Origin of the sequence: Nocardioides psychrotolerans, from assembly GCF_900113685.1 — a bacterium.
Classification (GTDB): domain Bacteria; phylum Actinomycetota; class Actinomycetes; order Propionibacteriales; family Nocardioidaceae; genus Nocardioides; species Nocardioides psychrotolerans.
Genome location: NZ_FOQG01000012.1, coordinates 12,214 through 28,052, shown reverse-complemented (window position 1 = coordinate 28,052; position 15,839 = coordinate 12,214). Strand labels below are relative to the sequence as shown.

Below are 15,839 nucleotides of genomic sequence, written 5' to 3'. Positions count from 1 at the left end.
CCCGCCGGTGCTCGCGACACTCGACGCGGGGCTTCCCGAGGGTCAGAAGGCGGCCACGGTTTCGGCCACCCTGGCCGACTCGGTGACGGCCTGGTCGACGAGTGCCCGGAGGTCCTGGCTGCCGGGCGAGGCGGCAGCCGTCTCGAGCGCTTGGCAGAGCGACCGCAGGTGGGAGGCGCCGAACACGGCGGCCTGCGACTTCAGTGTGTGAGCCGCCCGGCGGAGCGCCTCGAGATCGTTGTCGCGCCAGCCTGACTCGAGAGCGCCGACCAGCACGCCCTGCTCGGCGAGGAAGTCGCTGACCAGCTCACGCTCGAGGTGCTCGTCCGCACCGCCCGCCATGGTGCTGACGTAGTGCCGGAACTCGGTGTGGCTGGCCGCACCGACGGGCACCGCTGCGTCCCCGCCCCCGACGTCCTCCCCGACGTCCTCCCCGTCGACCACCTGGTGCCCCACCGGACCGGACGGTGCCGGATCGGAGACGGCGGCCAGCGCCGCCGCGAGCTCTTCGGGCCTGAGTGGCTTGGTGAGGAAGTCGGACATCCCGGCCGCGAGGGAGGCCTCGCGGTCCTCCTCCATCGCGTTGGCGGTCAGCGCGATGATCGGGGGACTGTTCTCGCCGTGCGCCTCGATGATGCGGCGAGTCGCCTCGTACCCGTCCATCTCCGGCATCTGGATGTCCATCAGGACAACGTCGAACCCGCCCGTCGCGACGGCGGCGACCGCCCGGCGACCGTCTGGCACGACGACGACCGAGTGGCCCATGCGCTCGAGAAGCGCGACGGCGAGCTTCTGGTTGAAGGCGTTGTCGTCGGCCAGCAGCACGCACAAGCTGCGGCTCGGCAACTCGGGTCCGTCGGCCAGCGTGGGCCCGCCGTCGGCGAGGTCGGCGGGCACCTGCTCACCCAGGGCGTCGAGCAGCGCGACGAGCAGGCTCTTCGGCTTCATCGGTTTGGCGAACCACCCAGGCGCGAATCCCGGTGCGGCTCCCACCGCGCCGAGTCTCGTCAGCACCTCCCGCTTCGGTGACGACGAGGTGAGGACGAGGGGTGGCCCCGCGTGGAGAGTCGCCGCGAGATGGCCCCACTCGTCCTCGGCTGCAGTGTCCCCCGGTGACCAGGCGGCCACGACCAGGTCGACGGTGCGCTCGCGGAGCACGCGTTCCGCCGCCACGGGGGTCGCGACCGAGATCGTCTGGACCTCCCAGGCAGCCAGGCAGCGCTCCAGGATTGCGCGGTACATCTCGTCCGGGTCCACGACGAGCACCATCCGTCCGACCAGCCGGTCCGCACCTGCCGTCATCCCGGTCGGGGTGCCACGGCCGGCTGGCACGGCCGACTCGACCGTCAGGGTGAAGGTGCTTCCGCTCCCGTCTAGGCCGGGGCTGCTCACGGTGAGGTCACCATCCATCAGGAGGGCCAGCTGCTTGCTGATGGCCAGTCCCAGCCCCGTCCCGCCGTACTTGCGTGCCGTGGAGGCGTCGGCCTGGCTGAAGGACCGGAACAACCGCGCCGTCTGCTCCGTCGTGAGGCCGATGCCGGTGTCGGTGACCGTGACGACGAGGCACTTGGTCTGTTCGGTCTGGCCGCTTGCGGCGGTGACGTGCACCCGCACGTGCCCGACGTCGGTGAACTTCACCGCGTTGCTCAGCAGGTTCAGCAGGATCTGCCGCAGTCGCAGGGGGTCGCCGACCACGGCCTCCGGAACCTCCCCCGTCATCTCGTACGCGAGCGAGATCCCCTTTCGGGCAGCAAGTGGACCAATGACGTCGAGGCTCGCCTCAATGCACGAGCGCAGTGAGAACGTCTTCGACTCAAGGCTCATCTGGCCTGCCTCGATCTTGGAGAAGTCCAGAATGTCGTTGATGATCGTCAGCAGGGCATCGCCGCTCGAGCCGATGATGTCGACGTACTCGTGCTGCTCCTCGTCGAGCGGCGTGTCGCCGAGCAGGCCGCTCATCCCGATGATCGCGTTCATGGGGGTGCGGATCTCATGGCTCATGGCCGCGAGGAACGCGCTCTTGGCGTCGTTGGCGCGGTCGGCCGCGCTGCGGGCGTCCTGGAGCTCGGTGATGTCGTGGTAGACCGCGTACGACCCCACTTGCTCACCGCCCACGACCAGGGGCACCACGACGACCTCGACATCGACGAGAGTGCCGTCCTTGCGCACCCGCTGGGTGATCTCGTCGACCCGCCCGGCGGTGGTGACGGCTGTCCCGGTCGACGCGACGTCCTCGGCTCGTGTCCGCGGCGCCGGGACCATCTCGTCGATCGACCGTCGGAGGGCCTCACGTGGCTCGTAGCCGAACAGTCGCGTGGCTGCCGGGTTCCACCCTGTGACCTGTCGTTCGAGGTCCATCGTGACGACGGCCGCCGGGCTGATCTCGACCAGGGCTTCGAAGTACGCCTTCTGGGTGGCGAGCTCGGAGCGGGCACGGGCCTCGGACCGGAGCATGCGGGCGGTGCGCGCGAAGGTGAGCCCGACGAGGCCGAGCATTCCGAGGAGCACGGCCACCGCCCGGGGGTCGCGGCTGAGCACGGCGTTCGTGAGCAGCAACATGGGCGGCACCAGCAGCGGGACGATGCCGATGACAAACGTGCGCATGGGGTGGGAGGAGGCGTCCTCTGCGCACTCCTCCGCCTCCTCCCACGGCGCCGCCTGCGGGCGCAGCGTGGACGTGGCGATGAGAATTCCGCCGAGCATCCAGCCAAGGTCGAGCACCATCGACACGTTCCCGCTGACGTCGAGCACCAGGTAGCCGATGTCGGAGACGAGCCAGCAGCCGACCCCGGCCGCGAACGGGATGCCGACTGCGTCGCGGGCACTCCGGATCGACATGGCGCGCAGGACCAGTGCGAGGAGCACCGCGTCCAGGATCGGGTAGGCCGCCCATACCGCCCGGGTCAGGGCCGAGACCGACTCGTCCGCGACGATGTCCCGGATCGAGAACGTCCAGAAGAACAGCAGGCTGACGATGATCACCGACAGGCCGTCGATGAGGGCGTCGGGGTCGAGGTACGTCGTGCGCCCTTGCCGCAGCGTCGTGACGATGACGACCGCGGCGCCCAGACTGAGGAAGTTCATCAGGTAGGGGATGTCCGCCAGCGAAACGTCCGGCTGGTTCCCGGTCCAGGAGTAGGCAAACCAGATGAGGTCACCGAGCGCGCCGAGAGTCAGTCCACATGCGACCAGCCCGGGCAAGAAGCGGTTGTCGCCCGACGTGAGGGATGCGCCGTACCAAGCCAGGACGGCCCCCGTCCAGACGCCGACGAGGTAGGTGGTGTCCCCTAACGGACCGACGGGGCTGACGGCGTGGAGCAGCACCATCGCAATCACCACACCCCACGCGGTCAGGACGGCAGTTCGCCGGCTTACCTTCACGCCCACCCTCCCCGGGTCGTGGCCCCCGGATTCGGGTGCTCGACCTGATCATGGAGGAACGCGATCCAGGCCGGACCCAGACCAAAGACGTGGCTAGACCGGGTTGTCGAAGTCGGGTGGTGGGCTCACTGTCGCACCGGGCGGCCGTGTCCTTAGGCGCCGCGCTGGGAGTGCATGACGGGAGAAGCGAGTGGGTGATCGGCCGGTTAGCCCGTCGGGGATCTCGCCGCGGGTCCCCCTGGCTGCTGCGGATGGGCAGGCGGAACCCGCAACGGTCCTCGTGGTCGATGACGACGTTCTCAACGGTCGGCTGCTGGCGGCCGGGGTCCGCAGCGAAGGTCACCGCACCTTCCAGGCGACCTCGGGCGAGGCCGCGCTCGACATCCTCGCGACGTCTCCCGTCGATGTGGTCCTGCTCGACATCCTGATGCCCGGCCTCGACGGCTTCGGCGTGCTCGAGTTCATGATGGCGGACCCGGCGCTGTCGCGAGTCCCCGTCGTGGTGGTGTCAGGGATCGAGGGCACCGCCAACATCGCCCGCTGCATCGAGCTGGGAGCCGAGGATTTTCTCCCGAAACCGGCGGACCGGCTGATCCTGCGGGCGCGACTGACTGCGGCGCTGCGCAAGGTACGGATCGCCCAGATGGAACAGCGCCGGGTGCACGAGGTGTTCTCCCGCTTCCTCCCTGAGACCGTTGTGGCCCAGGTCCTCGCCGAGCACCAGGACGATCTACGCATCGGCGCTCGCGAGCTGACCTGCACCGTCATGTTCAACGACCTCCGTGGGTTCACCACGTTCGCGGAGTCGCGGTCGGCCGAGCAGGTGATCGAGGTGCTCAACGAGTACCTCACGGTCATGTCCGACGTCGTTCTCGAGCACGGCGGCACGCTCGTGTCCTACCTTGGCGACGGCATGATGAGCGTCTTCGGGGCTCCCGTCGAGACACCGGATCACGCCGACCAGGCTGTCGCTGCCGCGCGCGAGATGTGTGGCGCGCGGTTGCGTGACCTCAATCTCCGCCTCGAACGGCTGGGGCTGCTCCAGGGCTTCAGGCTCGGTGTGGGTATGGCCTCCGGACCGGTGATGTCGGGCAACGTCGGCTCCCCGCGACGCATGGAGTACGCCGCAGTGGGTGACACGACGAACACTGCGGCTCGCGTCGAGTCGCTCACCAAGGAGGTTGGACTTCCCGTCCTGATGACGGAGGAGACCGTCGGTTTCCTCACCAGCGAGCGGGCCTCGGTGTCCTACGTCGACGAGCTCAGCTTGCGTGGGCGCGAGCACCCTGTCCGCCTTTGGACCCTGAGCGACGTGGCCGCGGTTCCCCCGTGAGCGAGAACCGTGCCGGCAACGGTCGCGCCGCAGTCGTGCGGGAGTCGCTGCGGAACCGGCGCCTGCGTCGGGTGCTGGTGGCCTATCTGATCTTCAACGTCGCCGAGTGGGCGAGCTGGATCGCCCTGCTGGTCTGGGCCTACGAGCGCGGGGGTGTCGGCGCTGCCAGCGCCATCGCCCTCGTCCAGCTCGTGCCGGGCGCTCTGCTCGCTGCTCCCGGAGCCGCGCTGTTCGGCCGGCTGTCCCGGGCCCTCGCGCTCGCGGTCAGCTACCTCGCGCAGACGGTCACCTTGCTGGGACTGGGCTCGGCGCTCTTGCTCGACCTCCCACTGTGGGTGGTGGCAACCTTGGCGGCGCTTGCGTCCGTTGCGGTCACCTTGACCCGGCCGGCCCACCACGCGCTGCTGCCCGAGGTCTCGCGGACCACCGGCGACCTCACCGCCGGGAACGCGGTCTCGGGCTCGCTGGAGGCCGCTGCGACCTTCATCGGACCCCTGATCAGCGGTGTCGTCACAGCGGTCTGGGCGCCCGGGGGAGTTCTCGTCCTGATGGGTGCGGGGAGCCTGGTCGCGACAGCCCTGACCGTGCCGGCGGGGGCCGCGCGTCGGGTGGCCGCTGGGTCCGGGCGCAGCCATGCGCGCCCCATCCGCACCGTCCTGGCCAGCCGGCCGGCACGCCTCATGTCGCTGCTCGTCGTCGCCGAGTTCTCGCTCCTGGGGATGTCGGACATCCTGCTGGTGGTGCTCGCCGTGGAGGTGCTGCAGATGTCGAGCGCCGGCCCGGGGATCCTCAATTCCGCGCTCGGCATCGGCGGGATCATCGGCGCGGGATTCACGTTCGTCCTCATCGGGCGCGCCAAGCTGGCCACGCCGCTGGTCCTCGGTGCGGTCGTCACCGGGGGGGCGTTCGCCCTGGCGGGGCAGCTGCCGTCCCCGGCCATGGTGATGGTGCTCGTTGCGGCGTGCGGCGCCGGCAAGCTCTTTTACGACGTGGCGTCACGCACGCTCGTACAACGGCTCTTCCCGGACCACCTCCTGACGTCAATGTTCGCGGTGCAGGAGTCCTCCTCGATGGTCGGAATCGGTATCGGTGTGGTTGCCGCGCCGATCCTGGTGGCTGCGATCGGACCGCAGGCGTCGTGCGTGGTGGCCGGTGCCTTGCTACCGCTCGTCGCCCTGCTGACGCTCGGTCGCCTGCGCGGTCTCGACGCACAGGCGGTGGTGCCCCTCGACGTGCTCGCGCTGTTGCGGGACATCCCGATCCTCGCGGTCCTGGCTCCCCGGATCGTCGAGCGGATGGCACGTGACTGCGTGCCGGTGATGATGGCTTCCACTGCCGTCGTCATCAAGCAGGGTGACGCGGGGGACCTCTTCTACGTCATCGACAGCGGTGCTGTGGCGGTGACCGTGGACGGTGAGTTCATCCGTGAGCTCGGTGGCGGCGACTGGTTCGGCGAGCTCTCCCTCTTGCATGATGTGCCGAGGACGGCCACGGTCACGGCGCTCACGGACGTGAAGCTGTGGGCGCTCGACCGGGACTCGTTCCTGACCGCAGTCCAGGCCGCGCCGCAGTCGCAGCAGATCGCCGACGCGCACGCCTTCGACCACTACCGATAGCTCTAGGCCCGTGCAGGCTGGGAGCGAGGAGCCGCTCGAGCTCCTCCTCGACGTCCGCCGACACTACGAACAGCAGCTCGTCGCCGGACTCGACCGGCTGGTCCGCGTCGGGCGGGTAGACCTGTCCGTCGCGCAGGATCGTTGCCAGCGCGCAGTTCTCGGGGAACGGGATCAGCCCGGACGGCTTGCCGACGTACGAGGACCGAGAAGGACCCGGCCAACCGGCGGCACATGCACCGCTCCCGGGCGATCAACGCGGTCGGTCTCACCTTCACCGGGTGGTGCTTGTCGTCGTGCTGATCACGAAGTTCTTCGCGGGCGGGCCAGCCCGGTCGAGTTCGGCAGGGTCATCAATGGAGCCGTCCGCTCCGGCGCAGCAAGGGCGAAGTGATGAAGAGAGTTGCAGACACCGCGACGCTGGCGCACGGCTGCACGATGGCTGACATCGACGCGTTGGCTCGACGAGCTGCGCTGTATCGCCACAGCACCCTGATCGACCCCGAAGAGGCCGTCGCGATCGCCTGGCTCGCCATCGTCGAGGATCTCTACACCGAAGAGTCAACGCCCACCCGTTTTGATCTCATTGTGGCCGGCACCCGCGCTCTGTCCGGCGAGATAAAGCGGATGATCAGCTACCACGGGATCAACGCCGGCACGACCCGCGACCAGGCGAACGGTTCCGCAGCGCCCAAGATTCAGCAGTACTGGTCGGCCCACCACAACCATGCCGAGGGCGACTTCACCGAGCGGGTCGCCGAGCGCCTGACGCTGCCGGTCGTTCTGTCTGTCCTCACGGCCAAGCAGTACGACGTCATTGCCACGCTGGCCGCATTCGACGGCGACACCACCGCGGCAGCCAAGGCGCTAGGGATGGAGAAGCCCGCCTACCTGAGCACCCTCAGACGAGGTCGGCACCAGATCTTGGCTGTCTGGCACGAACACGAGACGCCACATTCGCAGGTAAGGGTTCTCGACCCGAGCAAATGCTACAACGGGCACGATCGAGCAGAACATTCGATCCAAGGGCCTAACGGCAAGTGGGCGTGCCTAAAGTGCCGCAGCAAGAACGCCGTTCGCCACAGTCGGAATCACCGTGAGCGGCAAAAGACCGCCGCCCTATGGGCGGAGACTTATTCGTCGCCTACGTAACGCCGGTGCACGGTCCTGGTGGAGGGGCGGCTCACGCCTCGCGGGCTTCACAGAGGAGCGCACCTCGAGGAGTTCCGCAGCAAGAACCGATCGCGACTCAAAGCCCTCGCGAAAACGAACGGCGGCACTCCTGCCGAGCAAACCCAAGGACCAGGTCGTCGGGCCAGATGCCCTTCTCCAGCAGGTAGAGCGCCAGCGGCGCGGCATCCTCGCTCAGACCACGCTCGCGCCACATCTCAGCGTCAGCCGGCGAGAACGGGCTTTCGTCCCAACACGTCCGCCTCGGCGCCTTCGGCGGCCGCGTGGGCGCGGACCGCGCTTGTACTCGCGCGTGGCGAACGTGGCCCCCACCGACTCGGGTGACTCGCCCGACGCCAGTCGATCTCCGAACTCTGTTCGGAAGCGAGCCTCAGCCTCGGTGGAGATGGTGGATGACGCCGACTTCACAAACTCGCCGAGCTCCTTGAATCTCGCCAGGACCCATCGCGACTCGACTCCGCACTCCTTGGCAAGCTCGTGCACCCGCGTCCGCATCACTCATGAAGTCTACGTCAAGTCGCGGCCACTGAAGCCGAGCTGTGGCCGCCTCTAAGGCGGTCTAGCCAGGTGTTCGTTTGCGACCGCAACTGTCGATGCTCAGCCTTACCGTTTCTCCGTGCCCCTAGCTCATCGCATCATTGTGGTCGTCTTCGGCTGTGTCATTGCCGCCCCGGTTTGGGTCGGACTCATCAGCTACGCGCTGTTCCTTCCGGCCGAAGCCCACATCTCTAGTACCGCTCTCAGTGAGGCCGAAGAGCCCTACTTCGAGGACTTGGAGACGGTGACAACCGTCGAGGACGCTGAAGCCGATTGCGTCCAACTGCTACTGGCCAACCGAGACGACATCTCCGATGCCTACGCCACCTCCCAAGACATCGGAACCCTCGACAACGGCGGCGGCGCCTACGAATTCTTCGGTGATCACTACAGGTACGACTCGGGTGCCGGTCGATGGAATTGCGTTCATACATTCGGCAAAGCCGTGGTTTGGCTCAAGACCTCCGATACGGGCGTCATCATCGATCAGTCATAGTGAACCGAGACCTGCTCTTGACCGACAATCCCGTCGCGGGACAGCCTGGTGGTCCGTTTGCCGACGGAACCGCGCCCCCAGCCCCTCTCCGGAGGCCCGGGGGGTGTTCCGGTCCTGGTTGCTACAGGGTGTCGTACCGCCTGAGATCCTCCGCATCCGCTAGGTGGAGCAACTGCGCCGCGAGCTTGCGGGCCTCGCTCGTCGTGAGGTTCAGTTCGGTACGGACGTAGGCGGTCGGGGTAGCGCTCTCGCGGATGTGACACTCCACCCCGAGGAGGGGCACGTCGAGCCTGTGACCGGGCCGCACCTGCTGCCGGAGTTGCACACGCCAGCCGCCCTTTCCGGGCCGGACGACCTCCCCCGTGACGTAGTTCCTGATCTCGTCCTGTTGCCCGCCGATGTCGGCACTGAGGTGCATGCTTGCGCTCTCCAGGTCGCACCCCTCGAGCATGGCTTCGGCGTGGCCCGCAGGTCCGCTCGTGCACCACGACGGGCAGAACTTGGGCAACTTCGCGCGGTCCTCGACCAACTTGTCGAGCGCGTCGTGCTGCGTCATCGGACGCGCTCCAGCCACTCCGCCGCCGCCACGGCCTCGGCCTCGGCCTCGGCCTCGAGGTCTAGCAGGTCGGTCCGGGTCAGCTTGTTCATCGCGTGCTCGTCGGTGTGGATATCCACCGCGACGTTGGCGACGACACCCGGAGCGGTGCTGTACTCCGTGCCGCCCGTGAACAGGTAGCGCCGAACGTCGGACCGCCGTGGCCGCGCGACCAGACGCCGCGCTCGGTGTAGAGGAATCTCAGCCGTAGTCCGGCTTCGGGTGCACCACGACGGGCAGGTCGTGATCTGCGGTTCGGTGAGTGTGTTGGTCATCTGAGATCCCTCTCAATGAGGGGCCGCGTGCCTGCCGGTGTCTGGCATGTAGATGGCACGGGGCCGGTTCCATTTCTGGAAACCGGCCTCTGACCTGCGCAAACGCAAGTGGGCGATACTGGGTTCGAACCAGACTGCTAGCCCAGTGGTCACGAGTGGTCATCAGTAGTCATTAGGCCGCTGACCTGCGATTATGTGATCTGCGTGGCAACGGATTGGCGGACTACCAGGGACAGGAATACCCTCTTGGTGGACACGTAGTGGACACGAAAGGGATGGGGGCCAGCGGTGGCACGCGCAGTCGAGCGGCGGAATTTCGGGCAGATCACCAAACTGCCAAGCGGACGCTACCGGGCACGCTATGCCGATCCCGACGGTCGTCAGACAGAGGCAGGTCTGCCCTTCCGTCACAGCGCTCCCTACACCTTCACGGCCAGAGCAGACGCCGAAGCGTGGCTCGTCGACGAGCGACGCTTCATCACGAACGGCGACTGGACCTCCCCCGCCGACCGCCAGGCACACCGTCGCGAGAAGTCGCCGACGATGAGTGAATATGCGCCCCGTTGGTTGGCCGCCCGCAAGGTCAAGGGCCAGCCGCTGGCCGACCGCACCCGCGACCATTACCAAGACCTGCTCGACCGCATCATCCTCCCGACCTTCAAAGACGTCGAACTCAAAGCGATCTCCCCCGAGGCAGTCGCCCAGTGGTACGACACGGCTGCCCCCGACACCCCCACCTACCAAGCACACGCCTACTCGTTGCTCCGGGCGATCATGCGCACCGCCGCCGACCCAACCAAGAACAACGGCCGTCCCCTCATCCCGTACAACCCCTGCGGGATCTCAGGCGGCGGCTCCTCGGGCACCAAGCGCAGGATACGACCGGCCAGCGCCGAAGAGGTCGCGACCATCGTCGCGGCCATATCCGAGCGCCACCAGCTGATGGTTCTCCTCGCCGATGCGTGCGCGCTCCGCTTCGGCGAACTGGCTGAACTCCGGCGCTCAGACATCGACGTCGCCAACGCCGTCATTCGCGTACGCCGCGGAGTCGTCCGCTCACGCTCAGCCGGCGTGGTCGCCAAAGCACCCAAGAGCGAGGCCGGAATCCGCGACGTGCCGATTCCACCCGACATTCTCGACGCTCTTCGGGACCACATTGCGCAGCACGCAGCTCCGGGCGCGCAGGGACTCTTGTTCCCCGGCCGCAACAGCGAACACCTCTCCCCCAGCGCGTTCTACGGCAAGGTCTCCAAGAAGCGCCGCGGCAAACCCGACACGACAGGCTGGGGTTGGTACGAAGCACGGCGTCTCGCCGGGCGTGAAGATCTTCGATTCCACGACCTCAGACACGGAGCCCTCACCGAAGCCGCCCGGCACGGCGCCACCCTGGCTGAGCTCATGGCCCTCGGTGGCCACTCAACCAATCAGGCGGCCATGCGCTATCAGCAGGCCGCTTCCGGTCGCCTGGCCGAGCTCGCGCGAAAGAGGGCCGAGGCACGAGGCTGGACGCCAAGCGATGCCGCTCCAGACGAGATCTGAACCAGGATCTTGCCGTGGCGCTCAAGTCACGCTGTGGGGTGGGGTGACCTCGCCGTCGAGCGGGTTGGCCATGATGCGACCGGCGATGCCGCTGCGTACGGCTGCGGCCGCGGAGCTGTCAGGCTTGCGGCTTGCCTGATCTTCAAAGCACCGCAGAAATTCCTCGCCGAGTACGAAGCGGGGAAACCGGTCGAGGACCTCTAGTCGGAGTTCGTTCGGCCACTTCTCTAAACCGCGCCCTGAGATGTCAAGGCTCGTCGCGATCTGAAGCAGGTGACCCTCAGCATCCGTCTGTGGATCTACGTCAGCGCGCATATGCCGGACGATAACTTCCGCCGCGCGCTCGCATCGGGCGGACGGCCAGCCGGCTCCTGCACCGAACACCCAGGCCACGTGGCCGCCGACCTCCTCGAACGGGAGCGTGTGACTATCGAACGGACTCACCAAGCCCAGGTCGTGGAGGAGCGCGGAGACGTAGAGCAGTTCGACGTCGAACGAAATTTGGTGCAGTCGCCCGTACGCGGCAGCCCACAGGTAGGAGCGGACGCTGTGGTTCAGCAACGAGGGCGAGTAGTAGGCCTTGGCGACCTCCAAAGCTGCCAGGCTGACTGCGTCTTCGGGTTGCGGGATGTCATCGAACCTCATGATTGAGTTCTTGCTCGTGTACAGGGCCTGATTGTCGAGGTCGTGGTTCATTTCAGATGAGTCCTTCAAGGGCGCTTCGGCAAACTACAGCGGCATTCGAGAAGCCGATCCAGTGACGCGCACGCTGTCGGTATGGGCGTCAATGTCAACGATGAGCCGGCTGGGTGAGCCCATATGCGTGCCCTGCAGGAGGGTCAGTCGAGCAGGGATGGTGACTAACCCAAGTGAGCGCAGGTACCCGCCGAACGCTGCTGCGGCTGCTCCGGTGGCCGGGTCCTCCACGACGCCGCCAGGGGGAAAGGCGTTGCGCACATGGAAGACGCCGTCCTGTTCGGCCCAGAACATGTGGACGGTCGTCCACTGCTCTCGTTCCATGAGCGCGGACAGCTGGTCGAAGTCGTAGTCCAGCCCAGCCAGGGTCGCGAGTCTCGCTACGCCAAGCACCAGGTGGTCGTTGCCCGCGAAGGCAACGTGCGGAGGGTACATCGGGTCAAGGTCTTCTTCGCGCCAACCGATCGCGGCTAGCGTCGCGCTCAGGACTGACTCTTCCACCGGGCGCGTGCGGGTGGCCGGGGAGGTCAGGGTGGCGGTGACACCGCGCTCGTCGGCAACCGCGTTCACCGTGACTAGTCCTGCCAGGGTGGTGAAGTCGCGAGCCCCCGGACCGTCTCGCTCGGCCAACGCGACGGCCGCAGCCACGGTGGCGTGCCCACAGAAGGCGACCTCCGACTTGGGACTGAAGTACCGCACCTGAAATTCCGATGGCTCGAGAGTCGGTAGCACGAAGGCGGTCTCGGAATAGCCGACTTCCCGGGCGATCGCGAGCATGTCGGTCTCGCTCAACGATCGAGCATCGAGGACCACCCCGGCGGGGTTGCCGCCCTTGCCGGAGTCCGTAAAGGCCGCGTAGCGAAGTACTTCGCTGCGGGTGTTGTCCATGGCCATGCTCCTAGGTATTCGATCTGAACTAACGAGTAGATGCTGTTCAAGAGGCCGTCGCGCCCACTCGTGTGAGCTTGACGACCTGGCCCACTCGTCAGGGGAAACGACAGGCCAAGCGTGGGGTGGGGACCCGCGGGGTGCAGCGATGCAAGTGGTGTCAAGTCAGATGCTTCCCAGTCGCTCCACCACGAGGATTCTTGCCTCGCCGCGCGGATGGGCAACGTGCTCGTCGCCGAGTGCGGCCTGACAGACGTCGCCGGCACGCATGGCCTGAATCTTGTCGACGCCGTTCACGCGGTAGTGCATATCGACTTCTCCGTCGAGGACGACAAAGACTTCCTCGCCGTCGTTGACGTGCCAGACGTATGGCTCATTCGTCCAGTGCAATCGGACCGTCGTGGGTTGCTCGAAGGTGACGAGGTCCAGGGCATCCCAGGGCTTTGTGCCGGTGTAGGCATGAGCAGAGACGAACTGCATGATGGTCCTTTCGTAGGGGTAGATCGCAGCAGATGTCTCAGACCAGTAGCCGACTGTCGTCGGCAGCCAAGTCGTCGAGGTCGGCATGACGGTGGAATTGAATCGGCTAACGCACGAGGAGTCGCGGCCTTCCCCAGACCTGGACGAGGGACCCCTTCTGAGTCGAGGTGGAGTGTTGGCGGGCTGTGACAATACGCGTGGCGGCTACCCGTGTTTGGCTTTCTGGGGGCGAGCTTGGAGCGTGCGATCCTGGGCTTTCCAGCGACGAAGTGCCGGTGGACGCTGGCGAACGGGTCCTCCGCTTCGTGTGGGACCGGGTGCAAAGCTCGCTGCGACCTGCAGGTTCCCTTCAGGATGAACGAGCCGGCAGGCCCACCGTCAAGCATCGGGCGATTGGTGCCAGCGGTCCTCCCATGTGACTGCGTGCTCGGTATGACACCAGCGCGTCGTTGTCGAGGGTCCCGGCGCCATCCACGACGAACGGATCGGCGAAGGCCATGCTGCCCTGGTGCGCGGTGGCGTCGCAGGGGCCGCATCAGCTCGCGGACCGCAACGTCGAGTAAGCCCGCGACAGCGTCGCCAGTGTGACGCGGGAGGTTGAGGGGTTGGGATGGGTGAGGAGGACGAGCGTGCCGGGAGTGCCGGGCCATGGCGCCTTCTCGGGTCGGGGGTGCGGGGCTGCGGGGTGTTCAGGCTATCCGGGCTATCCGGGCTATCCGGGCTATCCGGGCCAGCCGGAGTACGACGTGTGTGATCCGAAGTCGCACAGTCGGCAGGTTCACAGCGTGAGAACCGCCCCCGGCGCTAGGACCGTGACGGACTGGCCAGCGCGCTCGAAGGCGGCCTCGATCTCGGTGCGCCCCTCGGTGAAGTGCGTCCAACCATCCGCGTGCACCACGACCACGTGCCGGGCCCCAAGGATCACCGAGGCCTCCACGGCTTCCTCTCCGGTCAGGGTGAGCACCGCATCGAGAGGCTGCACCACTCCGGCGCCCGCGAACAGCAAGGCAACGTCGATCGGCGCGCACCGCTCGGCGATGGTGCGGACCACGTCGAGGGAAGAGTTGTCGCCACTGACGTAGACCGTGGGAAGCCCGGGGCCGGACAACACGAAGCCGGTGACTTCGCCGGTGAATGCCGTTGCCCACTCGGGGCCATGTTGAGCGGGCACCCACGTGACGCGAGCGACCGTCCCGTCTGGACCCATCAGGTCCAGGCCCTCCCACGCCGGACGGCTGATTGTCGTACCAGCAAGGCGCTGTACAGCCCCGACCGTACTCAGTACCAGCGGCACCGTGGCGAGGTAGCGGCGTCCCGCGTCGTCGAGGTTGTCGGCGTGCTCGTCGTGCGAGAGCAGGACCGCGTCCACGGTCCCGATGTCCTCGGCGCTGCGCGCCGGCGGAGCGGTCTTGACGAGCTTGAACATCTCGCCCGGGTACTCGCCGGGCTCGTCGAAGGTCGGGTCGGTCAACAGCCGGAGTCCGGCCACGGTCAGCAGTGCCGTGGGGCCACCGAAGGCCTCGATGGTGAGGCCGAACTGTGATCCGGGGGCAGGGTAGGTCGAGGAACATCGCGTCGTGGGCATGGGTCGATCCTGGTGTTCTTAGCGAGCCGCCGGAACTGGTCTGCCAGCCGCATTACGATCGGATCCGGCCACGAGAGGAACATTGTTGTGACGCGTGACCCATCGGTGGTGTCGGTTCTGGTTTTCGACCGTTCGCCCCTGTTCGAGATGAGCGTCCCGCTCAGCGTGTTTTCCACAGACATCCCGCGCGGAGCGGGGCACCGCTTTGAGCTCCAATCGGTGGCAGCCGAGCAGGGGCCGCTGCGCACCACCGGTGGGTTGGAGATCCGGGCGCCCTACGAGCTGGATGCCTTGAGGACCGCCGGCATCGTAGTTGTCCCCGCGTGGCGAGACCCGCACGAGCGGCCGGGTGAGCCAGTGCTGGCAGCCCTACAGGCAGCGCATGCCGACGGCGCCGTGATCGTCGGGCTGTGCCTCGGCGCCTTCGTGGTGGCAGCTGCGGGCCTTCTCGACGGCAGGCGCGCGGCGACGCACTGGGCCTTCACCGGCGCGCTGGCCGCGGCCTACCCCAAGGTGACGGTCGACCCAGCCGCGCTCTTCGTCGACGAGGGTGACGTGCTCACCAGCGCCGGCGCCGCGGCCGGCATCGACGCGTGTCTACACCTGGTACGCCGCACGATCGGAGCGGGCCCGGCCGCTGCCATCGCCAGACGGATGGTGGTGCCACCACAGCGCAGCGGCACCCAGGCGCAGTACCTCGACCAACCCGTGCCCGGGCGCCTCGACGACGACATGTTCGCGGTCCTCGCCCATGCCCTCGAGCACCTCGGCTCCCCCCTGGACGTGGAGGGCATGGCGGCACGAGCCCACATGAGTAGACGAGCCTTCGACCGCCGATTCCGTGCTGCTGTCGGCGATTCCCCGATGAGGTGGCTCCTGCATCAGCGCGTGCTGCACGCTCAACGCCTGCTCGAGGGCACCGACCTCTCCGTCGACGCCATCGCCCACCATGTGGGGCTAGGTGCCGGCGTGTCGCTACGACCACACTTCCGTCGACAGGTAGGAATCAGCCCCCAGGCCTACCGTCAGGCCTTCCGCGCGATCGACGCCAGCGGCCGCCTCACATAGGGCGCCCCGCCACACTCGCCGTCCCCGAGCACTGGTCGCCGTGACCATGACTGTGATCGGGCGTCCCGCTCCGCATGCCCGGATGCGTCAGCACCCGAAGCGTCCATTGAGTGACCTGCGGCTCTCGTCCGGTCACCAACCCGACGATGGCGGGGACCAAGC

General features: G+C 67.3%; 15 protein-coding genes. 6 read left to right on the top strand and 9 right to left on the bottom strand.

The genetic code is table 11. From position 1 onward, the window contains the following. Positions 1–42: 42 nt before the first annotated feature. Positions 43–3,327, bottom strand: coding sequence for a hybrid sensor histidine kinase/response regulator (locus BM204_RS14530; RefSeq protein ID WP_091114721.1), 3,285 nt, complete (start codon positions 3,325–3,327; stop codon positions 43–45). Between the two features lie 334 nt (positions 3,328–3,661). On the opposite strand from BM204_RS14530, the gene BM204_RS14525 reads away from it, so the two are divergent. Together BM204_RS14525 and BM204_RS14520 are read left to right on the top strand one after the other, a co-directional pair. Beyond that, a complete protein-coding gene (locus tag BM204_RS14525; RefSeq protein WP_170259167.1) occupies positions 3,662–4,714 on the top strand; it encodes an adenylate/guanylate cyclase domain-containing protein in 1,053 nt (350 codons plus the stop codon). Further along, positions 4,711–6,330 (top strand): cyclic nucleotide-binding domain-containing protein, encoded by a 1,620-nt coding sequence (locus tag BM204_RS14520; protein WP_091114717.1) that lies wholly within the window; start codon positions 4,711–4,713, stop codon positions 6,328–6,330. The genes BM204_RS14525 and BM204_RS14520 overlap by 4 nt, the downstream gene beginning before the upstream one ends. On the opposite strand, the gene BM204_RS22270 is transcribed toward BM204_RS14520, so the two are convergent. Beyond that, positions 6,218–6,478 (bottom strand): TrkA C-terminal domain-containing protein, encoded by a 261-nt coding sequence (locus BM204_RS22270; RefSeq protein ID WP_246166253.1) that lies wholly within the window; start codon positions 6,476–6,478, stop codon positions 6,218–6,220. The genes BM204_RS14520 and BM204_RS22270 overlap by 113 nt on opposite strands. 287 nt (positions 6,479–6,765) lie before the next feature. Here BM204_RS22270 and BM204_RS14510 point away from each other — a divergent pair, with 287 nt between their 5' ends. After that, positions 6,766–7,479, top strand: coding sequence for a hypothetical protein (locus tag BM204_RS14510; protein ID WP_091114714.1), 714 nt, complete (start codon positions 6,766–6,768; stop codon positions 7,477–7,479). Between the two features lie 213 nt (positions 7,480–7,692). On the opposite strand, the gene BM204_RS14505 is transcribed toward BM204_RS14510, so the two are convergent. Continuing rightward, positions 7,693–8,013: a translation initiation factor IF-2 N-terminal domain-containing protein gene (locus tag BM204_RS14505; protein WP_091114713.1), complete on the bottom strand. Its 321-nt coding sequence runs from the start codon at positions 8,011–8,013 to the stop codon at positions 7,693–7,695. A 121-nt stretch (positions 8,014–8,134) separates the two neighbouring features. Between BM204_RS14505 and BM204_RS14500 the strand changes: the two genes are divergently transcribed. After that, on the top strand, positions 8,135–8,551 hold the full coding sequence (locus tag BM204_RS14500) for a hypothetical protein (RefSeq protein WP_091114710.1): 417 nt from the start codon (positions 8,135–8,137) through the stop codon (positions 8,549–8,551). Positions 8,552–8,672: 121 nt separating this feature from the next. On the opposite strand, the gene BM204_RS14495 is transcribed toward BM204_RS14500, so the two are convergent. Then, entirely contained in the window at positions 8,673–9,107 is a 435-nt protein-coding gene (locus BM204_RS14495; protein WP_091114708.1) for a hypothetical protein, read from the bottom strand. Next, positions 9,104–9,421 carry a hypothetical protein gene (locus BM204_RS14490; protein WP_091114706.1) on the bottom strand — a complete coding sequence of 106 codons (318 nt, stop codon included), beginning with the start codon at positions 9,419–9,421 and terminating at the stop codon, positions 9,104–9,106. The genes BM204_RS14495 and BM204_RS14490 overlap by 4 nt, the downstream gene beginning before the upstream one ends. A 288-nt stretch (positions 9,422–9,709) precedes the next feature. Here BM204_RS14490 and BM204_RS14485 point away from each other — a divergent pair, with 288 nt between their 5' ends. Next, positions 9,710–10,960 (top strand): tyrosine-type recombinase/integrase, encoded by a 1,251-nt coding sequence (locus BM204_RS14485; RefSeq protein ID WP_091114704.1) that lies wholly within the window; start codon positions 9,710–9,712, stop codon positions 10,958–10,960. Positions 10,961–10,981: 21 nt separating this feature from the next. Here the strand turns inward: BM204_RS14485 and BM204_RS14480 are convergent, their stop codons facing one another. From BM204_RS14480 to BM204_RS14465, 4 genes are all read right to left on the bottom strand, one after another. Beyond that, positions 10,982–11,656 (bottom strand): HD domain-containing protein, encoded by a 675-nt coding sequence (locus tag BM204_RS14480; RefSeq protein WP_218031230.1) that lies wholly within the window; start codon positions 11,654–11,656, stop codon positions 10,982–10,984. A 33-nt stretch (positions 11,657–11,689) separates the two neighbouring features. Further along, entirely contained in the window at positions 11,690–12,544 is an 855-nt protein-coding gene (locus BM204_RS14475; protein ID WP_091114702.1) for a PhzF family phenazine biosynthesis protein, read from the bottom strand. 165 nt (positions 12,545–12,709) lie between these two features. Continuing rightward, the gene (locus BM204_RS14470; protein ID WP_218031229.1) at positions 12,710–13,111 is read right to left on the bottom strand and encodes a cupin domain-containing protein; all 402 of its coding nucleotides are present in this window, start codon (positions 13,109–13,111) and stop codon (positions 12,710–12,712) included. A gap of 691 nt (positions 13,112–13,802) precedes the next feature. Continuing rightward, a complete protein-coding gene (locus BM204_RS14465) occupies positions 13,803–14,495 on the bottom strand; it encodes an MBL fold metallo-hydrolase (RefSeq protein WP_369675204.1) in 693 nt (230 codons plus the stop codon). Positions 14,496–14,621: 126 nt separating this feature from the next. Between BM204_RS14465 and BM204_RS14460 the strand changes: the two genes are divergently transcribed. Next, the gene (locus BM204_RS14460; RefSeq protein ID WP_307725908.1) at positions 14,622–15,677 is read left to right on the top strand and encodes a helix-turn-helix domain-containing protein; all 1,056 of its coding nucleotides are present in this window, start codon (positions 14,622–14,624) and stop codon (positions 15,675–15,677) included. The last annotated feature ends 162 nt before the right edge of the window (positions 15,678–15,839 follow it).